20 protein-coding genes and 1 riboswitch are annotated in these 21,323 nt (G+C 38.5%); of the genes, 9 read left to right on the forward strand and 11 right to left on the reverse strand.

Annotated features, from left to right (window positions below; translation table 11 throughout):
• Positions 1-124: 124 nt before the first annotated feature.
• Positions 125-1,750 (reverse strand): BCCT family transporter, encoded by a 1,626-nt coding sequence (locus BQ5321_RS20665; RefSeq protein WP_071396274.1) that lies wholly within the window; start codon positions 1,748-1,750, stop codon positions 125-127.
• Between the two features lie 685 nt (positions 1,751-2,435).
• On the opposite strand from BQ5321_RS20665, the gene thiS reads away from it, so the two are divergent.
• From thiS to BQ5321_RS20690, 5 genes are read left to right on the forward strand one after another with little or no spacing between them, the layout of a single operon-like run.
• Positions 2,436-2,630: a sulfur carrier protein ThiS gene (gene thiS / locus BQ5321_RS20670; protein WP_071396275.1), complete on the forward strand. Its 195-nt coding sequence runs from the start codon at positions 2,436-2,438 to the stop codon at positions 2,628-2,630.
• Positions 2,631-2,635: 5 nt separating this feature from the next.
• A complete protein-coding gene (gene thiF / locus BQ5321_RS20675) occupies positions 2,636-3,439 on the forward strand; it encodes a sulfur carrier protein ThiS adenylyltransferase ThiF (RefSeq protein ID WP_071396276.1) in 804 nt (267 codons plus the stop codon).
• A 13-nt stretch (positions 3,440-3,452) separates the two neighbouring features.
• Positions 3,453-4,244, forward strand: a complete 792-nt coding sequence (locus BQ5321_RS20680; RefSeq protein ID WP_071396277.1) for a thiazole synthase — start codon at positions 3,453-3,455, stop codon at positions 4,242-4,244.
• The gene (gene thiH / locus BQ5321_RS20685) at positions 4,241-5,395 is read left to right on the forward strand and encodes a 2-iminoacetate synthase ThiH (RefSeq protein WP_071396278.1); all 1,155 of its coding nucleotides are present in this window, start codon (positions 4,241-4,243) and stop codon (positions 5,393-5,395) included. The genes BQ5321_RS20680 and thiH overlap by 4 nt, the downstream gene beginning before the upstream one ends.
• A gap of 13 nt (positions 5,396-5,408) precedes the next feature.
• Positions 5,409-5,993, forward strand: a complete 585-nt coding sequence (locus BQ5321_RS20690; protein WP_071396279.1) for a thiamine phosphate synthase — start codon at positions 5,409-5,411, stop codon at positions 5,991-5,993.
• Between the two features lie 77 nt (positions 5,994-6,070).
• Here BQ5321_RS20690 and BQ5321_RS24515 read toward each other — a convergent pair whose 3' ends face one another.
• The 3 genes from BQ5321_RS24515 to BQ5321_RS20705 form a co-directional block, all read right to left on the reverse strand.
• Positions 6,071-6,601 carry a hypothetical protein gene (locus BQ5321_RS24515; protein ID WP_071397004.1) on the reverse strand — a complete coding sequence of 177 codons (531 nt, stop codon included), beginning with the start codon at positions 6,599-6,601 and terminating at the stop codon, positions 6,071-6,073.
• A 30-nt stretch (positions 6,602-6,631) separates the two neighbouring features.
• Positions 6,632-9,016, reverse strand: coding sequence for a polyprenyl synthetase family protein (locus BQ5321_RS20700; protein WP_200798716.1), 2,385 nt, complete (start codon positions 9,014-9,016; stop codon positions 6,632-6,634).
• Between the two features lie 287 nt (positions 9,017-9,303).
• Entirely contained in the window at positions 9,304-10,695 is a 1,392-nt protein-coding gene (locus tag BQ5321_RS20705) for an amino acid permease (protein ID WP_071396281.1), read from the reverse strand.
• 139 nt (positions 10,696-10,834) lie between these two features.
• Positions 10,835-10,914: riboswitch (glycine riboswitch) on the reverse strand.
• 291 nt (positions 10,915-11,205) lie between these two features.
• Between BQ5321_RS20705 and BQ5321_RS20710 the strand changes: the two genes are divergently transcribed.
• From BQ5321_RS20710 to BQ5321_RS20720, 3 genes are all read left to right on the forward strand, one after another.
• Positions 11,206-12,069 (forward strand): YitT family protein, encoded by an 864-nt coding sequence (locus BQ5321_RS20710; RefSeq protein WP_187143766.1) that lies wholly within the window; start codon positions 11,206-11,208, stop codon positions 12,067-12,069.
• Positions 12,070-12,375: 306 nt separating this feature from the next.
• Positions 12,376-13,620: a serine/threonine transporter SstT gene (gene sstT, locus BQ5321_RS20715; protein WP_071396282.1), complete on the forward strand. Its 1,245-nt coding sequence runs from the start codon at positions 12,376-12,378 to the stop codon at positions 13,618-13,620.
• Between the two features lie 112 nt (positions 13,621-13,732).
• Entirely contained in the window at positions 13,733-14,224 is a 492-nt protein-coding gene (locus BQ5321_RS20720) for a hypothetical protein (protein WP_139187842.1), read from the forward strand.
• 362 nt (positions 14,225-14,586) lie between these two features.
• On the opposite strand, the gene BQ5321_RS20725 is transcribed toward BQ5321_RS20720, so the two are convergent.
• Positions 14,587-15,864, reverse strand: coding sequence for an IS110 family RNA-guided transposase (locus BQ5321_RS20725; RefSeq protein ID WP_071393895.1), 1,278 nt, complete (start codon positions 15,862-15,864; stop codon positions 14,587-14,589).
• 235 nt (positions 15,865-16,099) lie between these two features.
• Between BQ5321_RS20725 and BQ5321_RS20730 the strand changes: the two genes are divergently transcribed.
• Positions 16,100-17,038: a hypothetical protein gene (locus BQ5321_RS20730; RefSeq protein WP_071396284.1), complete on the forward strand. Its 939-nt coding sequence runs from the start codon at positions 16,100-16,102 to the stop codon at positions 17,036-17,038.
• Positions 17,039-17,227: 189 nt separating this feature from the next.
• On the opposite strand, the gene BQ5321_RS20735 is transcribed toward BQ5321_RS20730, so the two are convergent.
• From BQ5321_RS20735 to BQ5321_RS20760, 6 genes are all read right to left on the reverse strand, one after another.
• Positions 17,228-17,410: a hypothetical protein gene (locus BQ5321_RS20735; RefSeq protein ID WP_071396285.1), complete on the reverse strand. Its 183-nt coding sequence runs from the start codon at positions 17,408-17,410 to the stop codon at positions 17,228-17,230.
• A gap of 53 nt (positions 17,411-17,463) precedes the next feature.
• On the reverse strand, positions 17,464-17,682 hold the full coding sequence (locus tag BQ5321_RS20740; protein ID WP_071396286.1) for a hypothetical protein: 219 nt from the start codon (positions 17,680-17,682) through the stop codon (positions 17,464-17,466).
• A gap of 56 nt (positions 17,683-17,738) precedes the next feature.
• Positions 17,739-18,056 carry a hypothetical protein gene (locus BQ5321_RS20745; RefSeq protein WP_234978484.1) on the reverse strand — a complete coding sequence of 106 codons (318 nt, stop codon included), beginning with the start codon at positions 18,054-18,056 and terminating at the stop codon, positions 17,739-17,741.
• Between the two features lie 437 nt (positions 18,057-18,493).
• On the reverse strand, positions 18,494-18,931 hold the full coding sequence (locus BQ5321_RS20750) for a universal stress protein (protein ID WP_071396288.1): 438 nt from the start codon (positions 18,929-18,931) through the stop codon (positions 18,494-18,496).
• Positions 18,932-19,078: 147 nt separating this feature from the next.
• On the reverse strand, positions 19,079-19,804 hold the full coding sequence (locus BQ5321_RS20755; protein WP_071396289.1) for a 3-ketoacyl-ACP reductase: 726 nt from the start codon (positions 19,802-19,804) through the stop codon (positions 19,079-19,081).
• A 74-nt stretch (positions 19,805-19,878) separates the two neighbouring features.
• Positions 19,879-21,150, reverse strand: coding sequence for an MFS transporter (locus tag BQ5321_RS20760; RefSeq protein ID WP_071396290.1), 1,272 nt, complete (start codon positions 21,148-21,150; stop codon positions 19,879-19,881).
• Between the last annotated feature and the right edge of the window lie 173 nt (positions 21,151-21,323).

Here is a 21,323-nt window from a genome sequence, read left to right on the forward strand (position 1 = left end):
CTCCCCTATTCTTGCAAATTTCGACATACAAGGGGTTATAAACATCAAAAACAGATAAGCAAATTAATAAGTTTTACCCATAATAAAAAGCCCAACCATATGGTTGAGCTTTTTACACAAGGTCTTAGAAGTTTACTACTTTTTCCTCTTTCTCTCTTTCTTCCATTTTCCTCGTTGTTTGCTTTCTTACAGTATTTTTATTTCTCACATTATATTTCCACGCTTGATCCTCGTCCATCATTTTTTTAGCGGCATAAATGGTTAAGAACTGAATCAAGATTATCGGTATCCCCATAAGACCTGAAAGAACCTCCAGTGGGGCGAGACCGCCAATTCTCATTAATATTAAGGCAAAAATGGTCACAATAGCGGCAACTATCACTCTTAATGTTTTAGAAGGATCCTCTTTACTCATATTTTTTGTACTTGTATAAGCTGCAATCGTATACGTTGTCGAGTCTAGTGTCGTAGTTAGGAAAATCGTTGCTACGATGATAAAAACTGTAATAGCAATGGCAGGGAGAGGTAATGTTGCCAACAATTCCGGTATCGCTGCCATTGGGTCCTTCTTGACAATATCTAAGACAGGAACACTTCCTGTTAGATATCGATGAACGCCAAGCCCTCCGAGTACACCGGTTGCTAACCAAGAAATGAGTGTCGGGGCTAATAAATAGGTTAAAATCATTTCTTTAATCGTCCTGCCCTTGGATATTTTAGCGGCAAAAATACTGTGGAGCATTGCCCATGTTGCACTATATGCGAACCAGAACACTGTGTTTCGCTCCATATACGTGGATCCCTCTAAATCTAGTGAATTTGTATAAAGGGAAATATCAATATAATGTGAGAATAAAAAGCCGATGGTATCCGTGAAATAATTTAATATAAAGATACCCGGTCCTGCTATCATAATAAATAAGGCAAATGCACCTGCCATATACATATTAAAGGTACTTAACCTTTTTATTCCTTTATCAATACCTAAATAGGCACTGATCGTAAATAGGATGACCCAAATAATCGTGACAATCATCGTTAGTCCAAACGTGACCTCAATATCGAAAAGCTTACTTAAATTATATGTAATAATTGGTGCTCCCAGTCCTAAGGTAACGGCTGCTCCCGATAAGATACTAATTAAGAAAATAACATCCAGTAATTTTCCGCCAATGCCATCAGTAAATTTATTTCCCAGGATTGCACGACAGGCTTCCGAGATTCTCATTAATGGCTTCTTTCTGACATGTAAAACATATCCGATTGCCGGTGCGGCCATAACAAAAATCGCAAACACCTGAAAGCTCCATAAAAACATGCTGTATGAGCTTCCCCATAACAACGCTTCGGCTGATTGTGCTTCGGCACTATAGGGCGGATCAATCGCAACCTTTGTCCAGCCAATCATCCCTGTTCTCATAATAGTAGAACCCAGACCCATAGCAATGAGAATGGATGCATACTCAAATAAAGTATATTTCGGCTTTTCTGTAGGATTTCCTAAAACGATATTTCCATATTTTGAAAACGATAAAAATAGACCTGCTGCAACTAATATTATCGCATACCAGATATACCCCCACGTAAACGTTTCCACAATTACATCAAAGACCCGATTTAATATAGAAAGAGATTCTGTCTCATACATGGAGAAAAGTACACTGACTGCCATCATGATGAGGATAGATGGTATAAAAATTTTCTTGTCAATTAATCCTTTCCTATTCGCTCCTTCACCTTTAGTATTCAATTTAATGACCTCCCATTATAGTTTCACTTTTTCTGACGGTAGACATCTACTACCGTATAGCTCATTCAATATTGCCTGCACAACAAAAATGGCATTGAACGGCTATCAAAGGGCAGCACCTCCATATAAAATGATTCTGCTCAAAAAAAGCAGGGGCGACTGCTAGAAAAAAAACTAAATAGGGGAAAATATGATTCGTCATGAGTTCAAGGAAGGATATAAACCGAAATGCTGAAGCTAGTGATGAATATCACATAAATAGACAAGCCAGAAATTTATGAGGATATATTAAAAGGTCAAACAAATAAGGAAAACTACCTATAGTCAAAAACCAATTCGACAGTAAAATTGCTACTATTTTTTCATCCATAAACTACAGTACCGCAGAGTATCCTTAGCTTATCCATTTCCAAAGCTTGTCTTACTGCTTCATAACCATATTTATCAGGAATCAATCTATTAGTGCTTTTCTTAACAGTCTTTATTGCTATTGTAACATAAGTATTCAGAAAATATTTATAAAATCACAAAAGTAATAGATTAATCTGTGATTGACTACAAGATAACATTTTTATATAATTTAAATAATTATTAATAATACGAAGCACAAAATGGGGAGCACCACCGAAAGGGTGTTACCCTTTTTGTGCTTTTTTTTATGGAATTCTGGAGAGGAAGTGGAAAAATGAAGGTAAATGGGATATCTATCGCATTAGAGAAGGAGCAATCTTTGTATGATTTTTTAACTTTAAAAGACTATGATTTAACGAAAATTGCCGTTGAATGCAATGGAAATATTGTTCCTAAAGCAGAATACAAGAATGTCATTTTGAAAGAAGAAGATACTTTAGAAATCGTTAAATTTGTAGGCGGAGGTTGATCAGCATGAAAATTATCCTCAATGGAAAAGAACAGGAAACAACTTATCAAACGGCATTCCAAGTAAGAGAAGGGATTGGAAGTCCAGATGATATTGTGATCTTAAATGGATTTCAAATCGATCAAGATTCACCCTTAACTGAAAATGATATTGTTTCTATTATTCGCAAAGGCGTCATGCCTATGGAAGAGGAATTAGAAAGCTTGATGATGGCGAGGCATACGCCATATGTCCATCAAAGAGTTAAAAAAGCAAAGGTTGCCATCGCTGGCTTAGGAGGTCTTGGATCGAATATCGCTATTATGCTGGCGAGAATTGGAGTTGGACATCTGTTTCTAGTTGATTTTGATATTGTTGAGCCTAGTAATCTTAACAGGCAAAGCTATTACATCAGACACCTGGGAATGCCCAAGACAGCCGCCCTTAAAGAGCAAATAGAAGAGATTAATCCATTTATTACCATCGAGACTAAAATCGTTAGAATTTCAGAGAACAATGTGAAAGAGCTCTTTGAGGGCTACGATGTCATCTGTGAGGCCTTTGACAAACCAAATGCCAAAGCGATGCTGGTAAATACGGCATTGGAGCAGCTCCCTGATTGTAAAATTGTCTCCGGATCAGGGATGGCAGGTTATGACAGCTCTAATTTAATCCAAACAAGAAGACCGATAAAACAATTATACCTATGTGGAGATTTAGAAAATGAAGCAAGGGTCGGTAGAGGTCTAATGGCACCAAGAGTGCAAATTTGTGCCGGCCACCAGGCTAATATGATTCTGCGCTTATTATTAGGACAAGAGGAAGTATAAGGAGGATTTTTTCATGAAAGAGACTTTAAAAAAAGATACATTAACAATCGGTGGACATGAGTTTCAATCTCGTTTTATTCTAGGGTCAGGTAAATTTTCCCTCGATATCATGAAGGCCGTTATCGAATTTGGTGAGGCTGAAATCGTCACTTTAGCCTTAAGAAGAGCGAATACAGGTAGTGCGGAGAATATCGTTGACTATATTCCGAAAAACATTACCTTGCTTCCGAATACCTCCGGTGCAAGAAATGCAGAGGAAGCCGTAAGAATCGCCCGTCTTTCAAGAGAACTTGGCTGTGGGGACTTTATTAAATTAGAGGTTATTTCCGATTCAAAATACTTACTGCCTGATAACCAAGAAACAGTGAGAGCTACCGAATTGCTGGCAAAGGAGGGATTTATTGTCATGCCTTATATGTACCCAGATTTATATACAGCCAGAGACCTTGTCAATGCGGGAGCTAGTGCTGTTATGCCTCTAGGTTCACCGATTGGAAGTAATAAAGGTCTGTGTACAAAGGAATTCATTCAAATTTTAGTGGATGAAATCGACTTACCAATTATTGTTGATGCTGGAATCGGCCGCCCATCGCAGGCCTGTGAAGCAATGGAAATGGGTGCAGCTGCCGTCATGTGTAATACAGCCGTTGCAACAGCAAGCGATGTGTCCATGATGGCAAGCGCTTTTAACCGAGCAATAAAGGCAGGACGCGAAGCCTATTTAGCCGGTTTAGGAAGAGTGCTCGATTTTAAAGCAGAAGCCTCAAGTCCATTAACAGGATTTTTGGAGGATGAAGGCAAATGAGTAGAAAAAAAGTTGATCATATGCAGTACCAGGAAGGCATGGAGATTATAGAATCTGATTTAATGGACCAGGTGTTAAAAACAGTAGAAAAGTATGATTATAGCCTTTATACAGGACGTGATGTTGAGAGAGTTCTAGCCAAAGACCAGTTATCATTGGAGGACTTTGGAGTGCTTCTCTCCCCTGCTGCATTAGAGTATTTAGAAGAAATGGCTCAAAAGGGAATGGCGGAAACAAAGAAGCATTTCGGGAATAGCGTAACCCTTTTTACACCTTTATATATAGCAAATTATTGTGAGAACGAATGTGTCTATTGTGGGTTTAAAGCGACAAATAAAATTCAACGGGCCGTCCTTAACCCAAATGAAGCAGAGGATGAATTGAGAGCGATTGCCGCTACAGGTTTAGAAGAAATTTTACTCCTTACTGGTGAATCTCGCTACAAATCAGATGTTGAATATATCGGGAAAATCATTAAGCTAGCAGCAAAATATTTTAAAACAGTCGGCATTGAAATCTATCCTTTAAATGTTGATGAATACGCATATATACGTGAATGCGGTGCGGATTTTGTGTCTGTTTATCAGGAAACCTATAACCCTGATAAATATGAACAGGTTCATTTATGGGGATCGAAGCGAATTTTCCCCTACCGTTTTTATGCTCAGGAACGGGCAATATTAGGCGGCATGCGCGGTGTTTCCTTCGGGGCGCTGCTTGGATTAGATGATTTTCGTAAGGATGCCTTTGCCGCTGGTTTGCATGCAAAATTAATCCAACAAAAGTACCCGCATGCTGAAATTGGCTTCTCCGTCCCACGGATACGTCCATATATTAACAATGCGGATAATAATTCAAAGGATGTACACGAAAAGCAGCTTTTACAGGTGATGATGGCTTACCGCTTGTTTATGCCATTTGCCGGTGTTACGATTTCTACTCGCGAAAGAGAAGGGTTTCGTGATCATGTTGCTGGTATGGTGGCAACGAAAATGTCAGCAGGTGTAAATGTCGGTGTCGGCGGCCATGAGGAAGAACAAAAGGGTGATCAGCAGTTTGAGATTTCTGATGAACGAAGTGTTGAAGAAGTCCACGACATGCTTGTCCAAAAAAGTCTGCAGCCGGTCTATTCCGACTACATCAGAGTCTAGGTGGCAATCTTTTATGCTGATTTATGTGACCAATCGGAACCTCTGTAAACAGGACTTTTTAGTACAAGTCAATCAATTAGCTAAAGGGAAGCCGCATGCCATTATGCTTCGAGAGAAAGACTTGGCACTTGATGAATATGAAGCATTAGCATGTCAGGTGAAAGACATATGTGCACATCACAATGTTCCGCTCATCATTAATCAAAACATTTCTGTCGCTGCTAAGCTGGAATTAGACCATATTCAATTATCTATGGAGAATTTGAGGAAATATCAAAGCAAGTTACATCCATTTAGCGTAATAGGAGCCTCTGTTCATTCAGTACAAGAAGCTAAAGAGGCAGTAGCATTAGGGGCTACTTACTTAATTGCTGGACATATTTATTCAACAGATAGTAAAAAGGGAGTTCCTCCAAGAGGACTCTCCTTTCTCAAAGATGTATGTGATACGGTTAGTATCCCGGTATTTGCCATAGGTGGAATCAAAAAAGATCATGTTAAAGACCTTATCGCAACGGGCGCGAAGGGATTTTGTATCATGTCTGAGTCCATGACCTGTCTACATCCGGTTGAATTAGCGCGACAATTTAGAGGTTGACGTAGGGCTATCAATACACTTTGACAGAAAAGACCAAAGAACGTATGGAGTTCCTTGGTCTTTTTACTAAAAAGCTCTTAGTAATCTAATTGCTTTAAGTATAATAAAATTTCATTTTCATTTACCTTTTTAAATTTATACTTTCGGACTTGGCTTTCAATTTTCTTTAGGTCATCATCTTTATTACTGAAAATATCTACTACTTTCAAAATTAATTCTGCCATAACAGCTAGTATACCAGCAGAGCCTAATTCTATACCTAATGTTTCTGTATCCGTAAGCTGTGACTTTGCGATTTCTACCATTTCTTTTTTATATTCGCCCTTAATTAGAATGTATTCTTCCTTATTTTTTAATGCTAATAGTAAATCTTCAGCATTAAAAACTTCAAAGTATGCATTCTCGTCCTCTAATTGTAATAATTCATCGAGAACCGTTCCTTCACTTTTCTCTACTGTTTTAGCCATTGCTTCGATGAGTTTGATCGAATAACCGCTGACACTTTTATGGTTTGCGCTAGAGAACAAATGATAACTAATTCCAGTTTTTTCAAATACATCGTACCGTGTTTTTCCGTTCTTTTGTAAATAAATATCTAATAAGCTCATTTTCAAACATTCCTTCCTTTGAAAATAGAGTTAATGATCCCGATTCACAATATAGTTTAATAGATGCTTCAAAAAGCTGGTGTTACGCGGTACTTCCTGCAAAGCGTCCGAGGCAAGGCAGTAATGCTCCCACATGTTTTTCTTGGCACAATCGACTCCTAGGACAGTGACAAAGGTTGAACGATGATTTTCAACATCCTTCCCAACAGGTTTTCCAATTATCGCCTGGTCACCTTCTGCATCCAGAAGGTCATCCTTGATTTGAAATGCAATGCCTGCATGATAGGCGAATTCTTTCAAGGCTGCTATTTCTGTTTCACTAGCCTTGGCAAGCAGGGCAGGCATAATCAAGGAAGCTTCAAATGCAATACCGGTTTTATAAAAGGACATAATCGTCAGCTCCTCTAATGTCAGTGGACTGCCGATGGAACTTAAGTCCATTGCCTGTCCCTCACACATCTCTTCAACCTTTTGAGCCGAATAGTGTATCAGTGAAAGGACTATTTTTGCATCAAATTGGTCAAGTGAAGCCTGTTCCTCCACCGCCTTCTGTGTCAGAAAAAGACCTGTTAGCTCAGCTGTTGCCATATTATACACTTGATGTAATGTGGGCCGTCCCCTGCGAATTGGCGCATTGTCCTGTGAAGGGAGGTCGTCAAAGATTAAGGAGGATGTATGCATATACTCCAATGATTTTAGAAGCGGCATGATGTCTGACTCCTTTAATCCATATCCCCTAACACCCATCACCCATGTAATAATCGGTCGCAGTCGCTTCCCATCACCTGAAAGACTATAGTTGGCGGCATCCACAATCCCCTCCTTTATAAATGCTGAAATTTGATTTTTAGGTAAAGGCAGATACTTATTGATTTGATGGCGTACGGCTTCAATTGTATCCCTAAATTCCTGCTGCTCCTTTTGTTCTTCTTTGAGAATGGTAATCATGTGATCACGAAGCAGTTTATCAAAGAAATCAACATCATCTGCTTTATCTACCATTTTTTGAATAACACGATTGAATTTCGGAATCCCCGCTGTGAAAATCGTCATGATTTCATGATATTTTTCACTACCCACCCGCGCCTTAAAGCGTTTCAGGCTGTTAATTGCTCTGTCTAGCATTACTTCACAGGTCTTGGAGTCTGAATGATAAACATGATGGATTAAGTGAAAAATGACGGTCCAATATAATTCAAATGGGTTTATCAAATCTCGACGCTTTTCATGATATTTCAAATAATACGTATAGGGAGTAACCGCTCCTGCCTCCAGATCAGCAAACATATCTGTAAAATCATCGGCAAGCTGATTATAGATTCCATAATAAAAGGTCCGGCTGTCAAAGCCCTCATCCTCCGGTGCACTAATGATCGTACGAATAATCAATCGGGCTGAGGCTGCTTTTAAAATGACCGGCAAAAACAGCTCTTTATTACTGTAATGTTGGTTCGATAAATCCTTATTGCGGTCCTCCTCCTGCGAGCGAAAAAATACATAGGCCTGCTCGAAAAAACGAGTTCTCGTTTCCTTACGCTGGTTGACCTTCATATATTCAAAGGCTTCACGCAGCTCCGCGTGAATGAAGCGAATATATGCCGCATTTTCTCCTTCCCACTCACCTAATTCTGGTACTGTTCCTGTTGTCAGGGTGCTCCGTATCAAATCAGAATATCGCCTCCTCTCAGCAGCAGATAAGATATTTGCATCGAGGAGATCATCGATAAAGGGATAAGTTAGACCGTAGCAATAACCCAGCCGTATGGCCCTATCCAAATTACGGGTTCGTTCCTCAGGAGACTCCTGACCGCTCCTCTCCTCCAGCTCTAGCATGATGACCCCAGCGATGATTTTGATTAGCTTTCGCTGGGCTTGCTCTGCATCAAGCCCTTTCGGGATATTTTCAGATACCGTTTTCAGCTTTTGAACCAGCCAGATCATAGCTAATTCGACGCCTTCCTTCTCAGCCATCCGATAAAGACTTGCCATGCTGTATGTATCAGTAGAAGCTTCCTCATCCTTAGTCTCTGTGAGATGTTCTTTTAGATTTTCCACCACATCCCGAATTCTTCTCTTTGTCTCATCTGACTTAAGATCTTTTCCTAAATCTCTCAGGTAAATATAAGATATACTGCGATCCAGGTAATCATCCAGCTTTCCTGTGTAGTCAAGCCACTGAATATAGTGATAATATCCCTGTGAAGTCTCTTTTTTCTTTCGACGCGATAACAGAGATAGAAAGGAACGTTGAATATGCTTCTGCTTCCAGGCTTGTAAATCTTTAGTCAGGACGGGAACATAAGTCTGCTGCACCACTTGCTCAGTTAATGTATAAAAATAACTAGCAGCCTTCTGCTTAGCCAACTTATAACAAGTATCTGTATCTATTAATAGCTCCTTATTCATATGACACATTCCTTCTATAAATAATATACATTCTCCTCATATATTTTTTTGAGATATATGGAACAATTACTTCAGCTCATATCTACTACATATCTTCTCTAATCTCACCCTAACATCCTTCATATTGAGTTAGAAAGTAATAAATTTTTAACTTCATTCAGCAAATGATTTTTGTACCGAAAGCTTGCGACAGGTACAGAAGTCCTCCACTTATTTGATAGAGGTTAATAAAAAAAAGCTCAACTATTCGCGAGCTTCTTTTCACCTTTTAGTTTTTTTGCTAGTTACCTATTTTTTTATTGCGCAATAGTACCTGTTTCTATGTTATTTTCATTTGAGAGATTAGTCATTTTTCTTTTTCTTAATGAATAAACGATAAATAATAGGATAAACCATACTGGCGTCAATAGTAGCGCTAGTCGTGTTGCTTCAGCGAGTAACATAATGACTAAAATAAATACAAAAAGCAAAAGTACCACATAATTGATAAATGGTGTCAACGGTGCCTTGAAACTAGACTTTTCCCGTAAATCTGGACGTGTTCTTTGATATTTTATATGAGAAATTAATATAATGCTCCATACCCAGATAAAACAAATAGCACTAATCGTTGTGACAATACTAAATGCTTGTTCCGGAACTAGCTTACTCAATAAAGCACCAATCGATAGAACAAACGCCGAGGTAAACAATGCGTTGCTTGGTACATGATTTTTATTTAACATTGAAAATTTTGCAGGTCCCTGTTTATGACTGCTTAAATTATAGAGAATTCGGCTCGTTGAAAATAATCCACTGTTACATGCTGAAGCTGCGGATGTTAAGACAACAAAATTTATGATTCCAGCTGCAACTGGAATACCTACTAAACTAAACACCTGTACAAAAGGGCTGCTCGAAGCATTCAATTGTTCCCATGGATTAATACTTAATATAATAATAAGTGCTCCTATATAGAAAAACAGAATTCTCAATGGAATTTTATTGATGGCAGATGGGATATTTTTCTTCGGATCTGACGTTTCAGCAGCGGATACACCAACTAGTTCAACACCAACGAAAGCAAATACAACCATTTGAAATGATAGAAGGAAACCTGAAATCCCATTTGGAAATAGACCGCCAAATTCCCATAAATTTTTAGCTGAAACAGTTCCTGTTTCCGTTTGAAATCCAACGAATAGCAAGATGACTCCGATAAGAATTAATGCAAGAATCGTAATTACCTTAATAATGGCAAACCAAAATTCTAGCTCTCCAAATAGCTTAACAGTTAATAAATTCAGTCCTAATAATAGGATTAAACAGCCTAATGCCGGCATCCATTGCGGAATATCGAACCAATACTGTACATATAACCCTACTGCGATGATATCTGCCATTGCTGTCATAATCCAACAAAACCAATAGGTCCAACCAGTTACATAGCCTGCCCATGGTCCAATATAATCAGCGGCAAAGTCGGTAAATGATTGATACCCTGCATCTGATAAAAGCAGTTCCCCTAATGCCCTCATAACAAAAAACAAGGCAATTCCTACGATTAAATAAGCCAATATGATAGATGGGCCTGCTAATTGTATGGCCCTACCGGAACCTAAAAATAAACCTGTACCAATCGTACCGCCAATGGCAATAAGCTGTACATGTCGATTTTTCAGTCCCCTTTTTAATTCCTGCTTTTCCACGTTACATTCCTCCAACTATTATTCTTGATTAATGGCAACAGTTTTCTCCATGTGAAGATATGAACAAAAGGAAAGCAAAAAAAGAGATTGGTAGCTTCCCAATCTCTTTACACGTCAGAATAACAAATAAAAGTTTATTTATTACTCTTCTGTCCTTTTGCCTGAGATTGTGAACCCTTCGGCGTCGCATATCATTGCGATCTCTCCAGAAGCCGCTCATGCCATAGTACTACCCATAGCAATCATAGCCTGCTTATATATTACATTCGTTATTGTACAATAATTAGAAATTTTATCAGTATATGTGAATTTGTCAATAACATCTGTAGAATTTTTGATTTATTTCACAAAAAACTCATAATATCCTTAAAAATAACATTCATCCGCCAATCAAATATTATTAATATTTGTTTCATAATATAATCTTTTATTCATAAGCTAATTGTATTAAAGTATTACTTACAGATATAACCATTCTTAGTTTTCTAACGTATAGAGGAGCAGCATGATATGATTAAGTCACATTCAACATGGATAAAAAATATTATTTTAGTCCTTTTGGGAAATACGCTTTATGCGTTGGCAGTCACTACCTTTATTCTTCCAAATGGTTTAATTACAGGAGGTACTGCCGGATTAGCACTCGTTTTCTATCATCAATTTGGGGTTCCCGTATCCGCTTTTGTACTCGCTTTTAACATTGCTATGTTTATTGTGGGAGCCATCATACTCGGCAGATCATTTGCGCTTACGACCTTAATCAGCACCTTTTACTTCCCATTTATTCTCGGTATTTTTGAAAATATTACGATGCTGCAGAATATTACGGATGATCGGCTTCTTTCGGCCATCTATACAGGCATCATCATCGGTGTCAGTATTGGAATCGTCATTAAAGCAGGAGCATCAACCGGAGGTATGGATATTCCCCCGCTTGTATTAAACAAAAAGCTTGGAATCTCAGTTTCAGTATCCTTGTATGTATTTGATTCCCTGATACTACTGTCCCAAATGCTTTTCGCGAACAAAGAACAGGTTCTATACGGGATTCTGCTCGTAATGATTTATACAGTCATCCTGGATAAGGTATTGATATTTGGAAAATCACGAATGCAGGTAAAGATTATCAGTGATAAATACGATGAAATCAACCAAAGTATTTTACAGCATTTGGATAGAGGCTCCACATTGATTCATTCCGAAACGGGTTATCGTCATGATAAAAGACTGGTTGTCCTAACCATTGTGTCAAATCGGGAACTCCCTAAGCTTAATAATCTTGTGCTTTCTATTGATCCTCAGGCTTTCATGATTATTAACCAGGTGAACGAAGTGAAAGGTCGCGGCTTTACAATGGAGAAATCATATGAATAACAAACAGAGGTGCCATAATATGGCACCTTTTTTGTCTGTATGATCATAGAATTATTATAATGCAAAAATATCTTCCATAAATTTTCATTTTTATCATATAACTTCCAATTAGTTTCATTTCACCTTAAATTTTTTACAAATTATATGAATATCATTCACTCAAAAGAAAAATATCCATATTTTGATATAATTAAATGTTTCACAATTAATAATATTCATGTTAAACTAGGTGATACATAGAATTCCACCACAGCGGTACAACTGTACACTGTTGGTAGACTCGGCTAATCAACGGAGGGAAAACAAATGAAAAATCTAATACTCAAGTGGAACCAGGTCAGCCTGGTTAAACGAATTCTTGTAGGTTTAGTTGTCGGTATACTCTTAGCCTTAACCATTCCAGAAAATGTAAAATGGGTTTCCGTTTTTGGCTCTTTATTCGTAGGTGCATTAAAGGCAGTTGCACCCATATTAGTTCTATTCTTAGTAATGAACGCGATCTCCGGACATAAAAAAGGTCAGAAAACCAATATGAGATCGATTGTTGGCTTATATGCTATTGGTACATTCCTAGCTGGCTTTGTAGCGGTAGTTGCTAGCTTCCTATTCCCGGTCACATTAAAACTAACTACTGGTGCTGAGGATTTAACACCTCCTGGCGGTATTGTAGAAGTATTACAAACTCTACTATTTAACATTGTTGACAATCCAGTGCATGCTCTCATGAATGCCAATTACATTGGGATTCTGGCTTGGGCTCTGCTTCTTGGTTTTGTCTTAAGGAACGCGGCTGATTCAACTAAAAATATGCTTTCAAATTTTTCTGATGCGATCTCGCAAATTGTGAAATGGGTCATTAACCTTGCCCCAATCGGAATCATGGGTCTTGTGTTTGATGCCATTTCTACAAATGGACTTTCAGCTCTAGTAGACTACGGACAATTACTACTCGTATTACTAGGATGTATGTTTTTTATTGCTTTAGTTGTCAATCCAATTATCGTATTCGCTTATACTCGTAAAAATCCATATCCACTTGTGATTAAAACAATCAGCGAAAGCGGGATGACAGCGTTCTTTACTCGAAGCTCTGCTGCCAACATCCCCGTTAATATGAACTTATGTAAAAAGCTAGATTTGGATGAGGATACTTATTCCGTTTCCATCCCATTAGGCGCAACGATTAATATGGCTGGTGCTGCAGTGACAATTGCCGTATTAACCCTTGCAGCAGCTCATACACTAGGTATTGAGGTTGATTTTGGAACTGCTCTCATTCTTTCGGTCCTATCAGCAGTTTCTGCTGCAGGTGCATCAGGTGTTGCCGGCGGGTCTCTTTTACTTATTCCACTAGCCTGTAGCTTATTTGGAATATCGAATGATATTGCTATGCAGGTTGTTGGAGTCGGCTTCATCATCGGCGTGCTACAGGATTCATGCGAAACGGCTCTGAACTCCTCTTCTGACGTTCTTTTTACAGCTACAGCTGAATATGCAAAAAAACGTAAGGAAGGTCAGGCTTTTACTATTACAACAAAGCAGGTTGGCTAAGCCTATCGCAATATATGACCTCCCTATTGTCACAAAACTACCAAAGGCAACGCTTAATTGCTCGACAAATATCTTTTCCAATTGGGCGGTTGCAGAGGAAATCAAACGTCTTGTGGAGCTTCAAACCGTCATTGAAATAGAACCAGAATACACTTTTCATAAAGATGATTGTAAGTTTGATGGAACAACTCCTTTCACCAAAAAATCCTATTTTTATAAAAGAGGAAAAAGTAAAAGTAATTCACAAAAATATCAATGCAAGGAATGTAAAAAATACACCAATGTGTTACCGATTAAAAGAGAATCAACTACCTATCATCAAAAACGAAACGATATACTCCCTCTCTTTTCCAAGTTATTGCTAAATAAAACTTCGGTAAGAAGAACCTGTGATATGTTGGAAATCGGCATGAAAACCTATTACACTAAATTGGAATGGCTCTATCGCTGTTGCTTGGAATTTTTAGATAAAAATGAAACAAAAGGTTTTCAGATTAAAGCCTTTAATGAAATATGGTTGAATACAGATAAGATGCAATACAATCTAAACAACATTCGGAGAAAGGGCAAAGGCAGTTTTGATACCTCCCTCTATAAATGTTGATTTATCAACGGTTTGACCCGTTGGTGGAGTGTCAAAAAAAAAATTTTCGACACGCTTCCTAACAATATTTTTATATTATGTGAAACTATTCCATCATATGGGTACGCTACGCGGTCACTACTGGATAATTGTGGTAAGTAGTGTCAGAGAATTATGTGATGCACAATGGATCTCTGCGTAACTTATGATGACGTACCCTCCCATATCTCTGGGCATCTGTGTGCCTACATTCCTTCGTTCGGTCTAGTCATAAGGCAGAGGCTAGCGAAGCTCCTTTAGGGACTCTAGGTCGAATGGTGAATATAATGCCAGCTTCTCCGTGTCATCCTGTTGTCTAGGTCTGTAAAGGGGGATGTAGAAATCTATATAGTCTCTGCGAGACTCGGAATATCCTTCATCATTCGCTGCGCATCAAATGCTTTGTGCTTCGTGCTGATTCCATGTAACACTTTTAATAGTTTTCCGCATAGAACCACGATGGACTGCTTCTTACGTAATGGATTAACCTGACGATTTGTATAATATTCGTGCAGTTTTCTAAAAGCTTCATTATGGCGAATCATCGGCATCATGACTCTAAATAGGAGGGCACGCAGCTTTCTTCTGCCACGTTTGGAGATGCGCTTTTGCCCTTTGTGCTGTCCGGAAGAACTCTCTCGTAATGTCAACCCCGCGAGTTTGATTAGTTGGCGTGGGTCTTCATAGTATGAAAAGCTTCCGATTTCAGCTAATAAATCAACTATCGTTGTATCTCCTAGTCCTGGTACCGTTGATAGCCACTCGTACTCTACAGAAGTTTTTACAAGCTCAACTAAGTGCCCCGTAATCCTCTCGATATCTTGTTCCAGCTGATGGTAACGGCGAACGAGCGTGGCGATTTCAATACGGGCCATCTCACGTCCTTCTGTTACTCCAATGGAATAAGCAGCGACTTCAATGAGGCGCACTGCTTTTGGTCGTTGGGGAGATTTGAGCCCCTCGATCTTTCGATAAAGGGATAAAACCTCATCAGCTTGTTTCTGATGGAGATCACTCGGAAATGGGGTACATTCTAGTACAGCCATTGCCATCTTTCCAAATGACGGAAAGACCTGAGTAAACTCAGGAAAATAGCGATCTAACCAGCGTATAATCATGTTTTTGACAGCACTAAGTTCCTCTGTCAATTTCCCTCTAAACGTTGATCCAACACGAAGTTCAGCCTCCATGTCTTTCAAGATACGTGGATAACTGAAGCGTCCATCTTTAATAAGACGAGCGATTACTAGCGCATCTTTACGGTCATGTTTTGTTGGTAAATTGTCATCCAATTCCTTTGACTTTTTAACGTGCAAAGGGTTGGTCATGACCAGGGGAATACCCCGTTCTTCAAGGAAATAGGCTAAATTTAGCCAGTAATGGCCTGTTGGTTCAATCCCAACAATGACCTCCGTTTTTTCGTATTCTTTCATTGCAGTCAAAATACGTTGATAAAACCACTGGAAGCCATCACTAGACTGTAATACTGGGAAAGATTTTTGGAGCACCCGACCACGGTCATCTACAAAGCAAGCAAAATGTTTTCGCTTGGCAATGTCAATTCCGACTACGAGTGTATTCTCGGTGACTTGATTTATTTTCTGATTTTCGTTAAAATCCACTTTGGAGTCCTCCTTGGTTAACTAAGTTAGGGGTCATTTCGCCACACGATTTGACACCCCGTATCATACCAAGAGGGCTCTTTTTTGTTCAAGTCCCCGAAAATTCTTCTAACAGGAATGCTCCTTTACGGATGATTCTGCTTTACAAACTCATGTCGTCATTACGGCTGACATTCATTCCAGATATGTGTTTCGTAGTGATGTCGCCTATGATTGGGACTTTCCCATAGAACAGTTGGAGGAAGATACCCTTCTATATCGTGAAGACCATCTGGATTCATTTTGTCGGAAAAATGACCGTTTCCGATTATCCTACTATCCACAAGAACCAACGAAAGAGGATGACCAGACCTACCCTGAATATGTAGAGGAACTAACAAAAATTAAGAACCGAAGTAAGCTGATTAAGGGGATGCATATTAATTCCACCTATACGTCATTTGCTCATTTTTGGTTGATAAAACAATTGGTACAGGCAAAAGAATGGCGATTTGTCACAGATGATGATTCTTCCCTTGCAACTGCCATCTATCGTGTGTTCTCGGATGATATACGTCTGTATAATGCCCATCATTTTGTAAGCAAGATGGATAAGACCAAATCAACCAAGCAAAAGTATGAGGACTATTTAGAAGCAAAACGATTATTAACAGATTGGGGAGCTTTTCATGGGTATTCAACGAAATCGCTTTATACGTTAGCGGAACTGTATTTACAAGAAAAGCTACAAACCCATAACTTCTGTAAAGAGGTTGATTTCACCCATAAAAAGGCTACTGTATGGCTGAACAACCCATTAGAACATCCATTGTGTCCGAGGGATAAAGGAAGCCATACAGTAGATTGTCGAACGGATGTAAGTGGTTTGGATACTCATGGATTAGCGTCTGCCATCATGAATGTGAATGACCATGCCACGAACAGCTTCATTCAACAGATACGCAGACGAATTTCCATACTGGAACGACCTTTGGTAACAGCCACAGGACAAGGGAAAAGCTACATTTATGCGAACTTCAATCCTAAGTATGCACAATATGCTTTAACGATTTTAAGAACGTATTACAACTTTTGCCTTCCGTTCGGCAGAGGGGATAAAAAAGAAACTCCTGCACAACGAATTGGTTTAACTGATAAAGTCTTTGATATGAAAGATATTATCTATATGAAATAAAAAGTGCAATGGACTTTATGATGTCCTTTGCACTTTATAAGTAAAAACAATTCACTTTTTAAAATGAATTTTGATAGCCTAAAACTATCATATGTGTCAGTCATTTCAGATACCAATACAAATGATGTTAATCGAAATTATTTTAAATGTTGATTGGTGCTTTCGTTACTACGACTATCAACAAATTCATTACACATTATAGTTATCATATTTATATATAGCAGAAATAGGCTCGTCATCTCTAAAATGGTCTCTTAAATACTCCCTTATATCTTCCGCAAAAAACATAACGCCCAATAATAACAATATTATTAAAAGCAAGATACCACCGAATATAAAAGAGAATGCTTTGCCAACTTTTTTATCATTCATCGTAATTCCTCCAATGCTCTGCCATTGGTTAATTTTACCACAATGAGAGAAATCTAAAACTCTTTAATAAATGCATTCAGTATAATAACTATAATTCCTAATACAACACAAATACTTACAACGATTTTACCGATTTTGTTATCACCCGAATCATCCATACCACTGTAATCATACATATAGTCCGTATTTTCCCTACGCTGTTGTTTTGTCTTTCTATATAATCCTTGAATCTTTTTTTGCTTTTGTTTTTTATCTTGTTCATTTTGGCTCATTGATTTCTCCCCCTTTTTTTATAATCAATGGTTATATGCCTTGAACAGCAAATCTTCTAATTTAAACTATCGTTGTAAAACTGTATCCACCGTTTTCGCTTTGAAAATAAGATAGCAAATAATACAATTTCTCCAACGATTAACAAGCCTACGCCTAATGCTAATCCTCCAAAGAACAAAAATTCATTGACACTCCAAGAGAAGAAGAACCATCCCAATATTCCAATTACACCTAAACCTAAGTTGATTATTCCTGCGACAAGAGATTGTGGAAGGAATAATCCTGTTTTTCTAATCATAATCGAGCCATATTTGAAACTTACAAAAGTTGCTATAATCATAAAAATAACGTAAATTGTCATACCAATATCCATCTCGTTCAAGCAATCAACTCCTTTATATAAATTTTATCATATCAATCCCTGTTTTTGATTAAAGAATAGTGATTGTTTAATAGAATAATCATTTCTTCCTCAATCTCATTGTTAAATGATACTTCAAATTCTATTTGAATATTCTATTGGTATGCGTGTTTCACAAGGAAGATTAAAAAAGCATGGTAATTCATTTAGAATCATCATGCCATCTCGAACAGGGCATTATTTAACTAATCTGAAATCCGTTGGGTGCGAAACCACAAATAATGGTTTGGGTGCGTATTAAAGAAGAAATAAAAAATAGCATGGTTGAATTCGTAGGTGAATTACCATGCTATTTTGTGTATTATTTGCTATTCTCTTTTACATTTTGTGATTCAAAAGGGAACGTCTTACTCATTTGTGCCAGAATCCTAATATGGAGTGGAAATCAATTATTTAACAATCATAACTGGGCATGCAGCCTTTTGTACGACGTAATGGCTTACACTCCCCAGAAAGGCACCCTTCAAACCGCCGAGTCCCCGACAACCCATGACAATGAGATCTGCGTCATTTTTCTTTACAAATTCCAAAATCATCTGACCTGGATTCCCTTCTACTAAAAAGGTTCTCGTTTTATTTCGCAGGTCTGCTAATCTTTCCTTTAATTCAAATATCATCGCCTCACCAATTTCACGTTGGATCTCCTGTAATTGTTCCAAATTATAAATAGGGCTTTCATTGTAAAAAATAATCGGATTGACTACATGAAGCACGTCCAATTCAATTTTCTCATCCTGTTTTGCAAGTAGAATGGCCTTTTCCAAGGCCTTTCTACTTAATTCGGAGTCATCATAAGGCACCACAATTCGTGAACATAATGAAAGCATCCTTTCCACCTCCTTATTTTTTGACTATCCTCCCCCTTCATTATACACCCGCAAAGTTTGACACTGATGGAATATACTTAAGAATCAGTAAACACAAAAGGGACCATACTCTAAAAAAAAGAACCCAATAATGTTGGGCTCTTCATATTAGAAGGGATTTGTAGCCAAGAAACTCGCTGTTTTTACATAGATTCTTGGATGTAGCTTTAATTGAGCTACAACAAATTCAGCAATATCTTCCGGCTGCATATATTTTTTATCATTGTTTTCGTCGATTAAGTTCGTTTTAATTGCAAGCTCTGTTGCAACTGTGCTCGGAGTTAAGGCTGTTACACGGATATTATTTCGGCGGACCTCCTGTGCTAAGGATTCCGTCAATCCAATAACACCAAATTTTGAGGCACTGTATGCACTGGATGTCGCTGCCCCGTTTAACCCGTTTGTGGACGATATATTTATGATATCCCCCTGATTTTTATCCATTAATTGAGGAAGCACTGTACGAGTTACATAGTAAAGGCCCATCAAATTAACATCAATAATCCTCTTCCACTCATCCGGGTCCATTTCTAGGAGCGTAGCAAACTTCCCGATTCCTGCATTATTAATGAGAATATCAATCGTTCCTAACTCGTCAGATATTTGCTGTACTACTCGTTCTACATCCTCCAGAGAAGAAACGTCAACTGCTGCATAAGCAGCTTTTCCTCCTAGAGCTTCTACCTCACTTACAACGGCCTTTAAGTCGTGCTCGGTTCTTGCGAGCAAACCAACTCTTACCCCTTCACTTGCTAAAGCAAGTGCAATGGCCTTTCCAATCCCTTTCCCAGCACCTGTTATAATGGCTACTTTTCCTTTTAATGATTGAACCAACTTCAACATCTCCTTCCATGACCTTCTAATCTTATTGTGGAAGAAAACCGCTTAATTATGCTGGTAGATATCATTTATCGCTTGGAAACAGCGATTACTTTGGGCAACTGTTGCTTTTCCTTCATGGTTAAGACCCCAACCAAACCCAACAGCGAAAAAATCACCGGAATGATAAAACCATAGTGGTACCCTTCAGTTAAACTCCCTGACAGTTGAAAAAAATCCAATACTTTTCCAAAGAGACTTGGTAGGAGTACTGCACTAAGAAAGCCTCCGGTATTCGCAAAACCAGAAGCAATGCCTGCCTCCATAACCGGAAAGGTTTGACGAACGGCGGCAAAGGTTAAGGCATTGGCTCCGTATGCCAGCCCAATAATAAAAAAAAGGAGAGGCAGTAAGGATAACGGAGGATGTCCCTTAGATAGAAATATGCTGGACCAGCTTAACACAATAATGATATGGACAACAATATAAGGTCGTTTAATCATTTCTAACCGACTTGAAATCCAACTGGCTAAAGGAGCACCAATAAGTGCACCAATTAGACCAATTAGAATGAGCTGACTGGCATCTATCCGTGTCATTCCATACATACTCATTCCATAGGGCACTGCCCACGAACCGATAAATCCAACATATGTTCCAACAATCCCAAAATGACAAAGGAATAAAGACCAGGCTTGACGATTCATACATATTCGTCGCAGTAAAACACTAGTTTTCTCACGTTCTATTTTAGGTTCTAAATCGGTTCTTTCATCGATGAAGAGTTGTTTTGGTTTTTTGATAAGTACAACAAAGAGGAGAATTCCGCAGAGACACAGTAGGGTTCCCGTAGATAAAAATGCTGCCCTCCAGCCAAGCAGGTCAATCAATATGGAGAAGGGGACTGTCGCTAGAAGAAAACCAAGACTGCCAGTCATCGCCGTCACACCGATTAAATGGGTGAATTCCTTAGGCTTAAACCACTGGCTTAAAATTAACACCATATTGACCCAAATCGTTGCATCCCCTAACCCCGTTATGATTCGAGCCAATAATAGAACAAATTCATGTGTACTAAGACTATACATAATCGTGCCTAAACCGGTTAGAATCGCTCCGATTATCAGAAAAAAATTAGGGCCAAAACGATCGGCCAAGAGCCCCATTGGAATTTGCAACCCCGTATAGACAAAAAATTGCATGCTTGCCAGCAGTCCAATGGTTGCAGCTGATACATGAAAATCATTCATCAATTGATCCGTAATCAAACCCGGTGCAGTGCGCTGGCTTGACATGAGCAAATAAGTAAACAGGACAGAAGCAAACACGACCCATCGAAAAATGCTATTTTGTTTCTCCACTGGTTTCTACTCCCGTATGTTTTACTTATATATATATGGGTTTTTATTATTATTGTTAATTAGACCAAAAAAAGGTTATTCCCCCATCACATAAATCATGAAGCCAAAAGGGAATGTGAAAAGACCCTTGATTTCGCTAAAAGCTTTTTAACGAAATCAAGGGTAGAATGAGT

Origin of the sequence: Bacillus tuaregi, from assembly GCF_900104575.1 — a bacterium.
GTDB classification, from domain to species: domain Bacteria; phylum Bacillota; class Bacilli; order Bacillales; family Cytobacillaceae; genus Bacillus_BD; species Bacillus_BD tuaregi.

Bases quoted from the DNA above. Each gene is read 5' to 3' on its own strand.
- thiH (WP_071396278.1), top strand. From the start codon at position 4,241: ATGAGTAGAAAAAAAGTTGATCATATGCAGTACCAGGAAGGCATGGAG.
- BQ5321_RS24515 (WP_071397004.1), bottom strand. From the start codon at position 6,601: ATGAGCTTATTAGATATTTATTTACAAAAGAACGGAAAAACACGGTAC.
- thiS (WP_071396275.1), top strand. From the start codon at position 2,436: ATGAAGGTAAATGGGATATCTATCGCATTAGAGAAGGAGCAATCTTTG.
- BQ5321_RS20700 (WP_200798716.1), bottom strand. From the start codon at position 9,016: ATGTGTCATATGAATAAGGAGCTATTAATAGATACAGATACTTGTTAT.
- thiF (WP_071396276.1), top strand. From the start codon at position 2,636: ATGAAAATTATCCTCAATGGAAAAGAACAGGAAACAACTTATCAAACG.
- BQ5321_RS20680 (WP_071396277.1), top strand. From the start codon at position 3,453: ATGAAAGAGACTTTAAAAAAAGATACATTAACAATCGGTGGACATGAG.
- BQ5321_RS20690 (WP_071396279.1), top strand. From the start codon at position 5,409: ATGCTGATTTATGTGACCAATCGGAACCTCTGTAAACAGGACTTTTTA.
- BQ5321_RS20750 (WP_071396288.1), bottom strand. From the start codon at position 18,931: ATGCTTTCATTATGTTCACGAATTGTGGTGCCTTATGATGACTCCGAA.
- BQ5321_RS20740 (WP_071396286.1), bottom strand. From the start codon at position 17,682: ATGAGCCAAAATGAACAAGATAAAAAACAAAAGCAAAAAAAGATTCAA.
- BQ5321_RS20745 (WP_234978484.1), bottom strand. From the start codon at position 18,056: ATGGATATTGGTATGACAATTTACGTTATTTTTATGATTATAGCAACT.
- sstT (WP_071396282.1), top strand. From the start codon at position 12,376: ATGAAAAATCTAATACTCAAGTGGAACCAGGTCAGCCTGGTTAAACGA.
- BQ5321_RS20735 (WP_071396285.1), bottom strand. From the start codon at position 17,410: ATGAATGATAAAAAAGTTGGCAAAGCATTCTCTTTTATATTCGGTGGT.
- BQ5321_RS20710 (WP_187143766.1), top strand. From the start codon at position 11,206: ATGATTAAGTCACATTCAACATGGATAAAAAATATTATTTTAGTCCTT.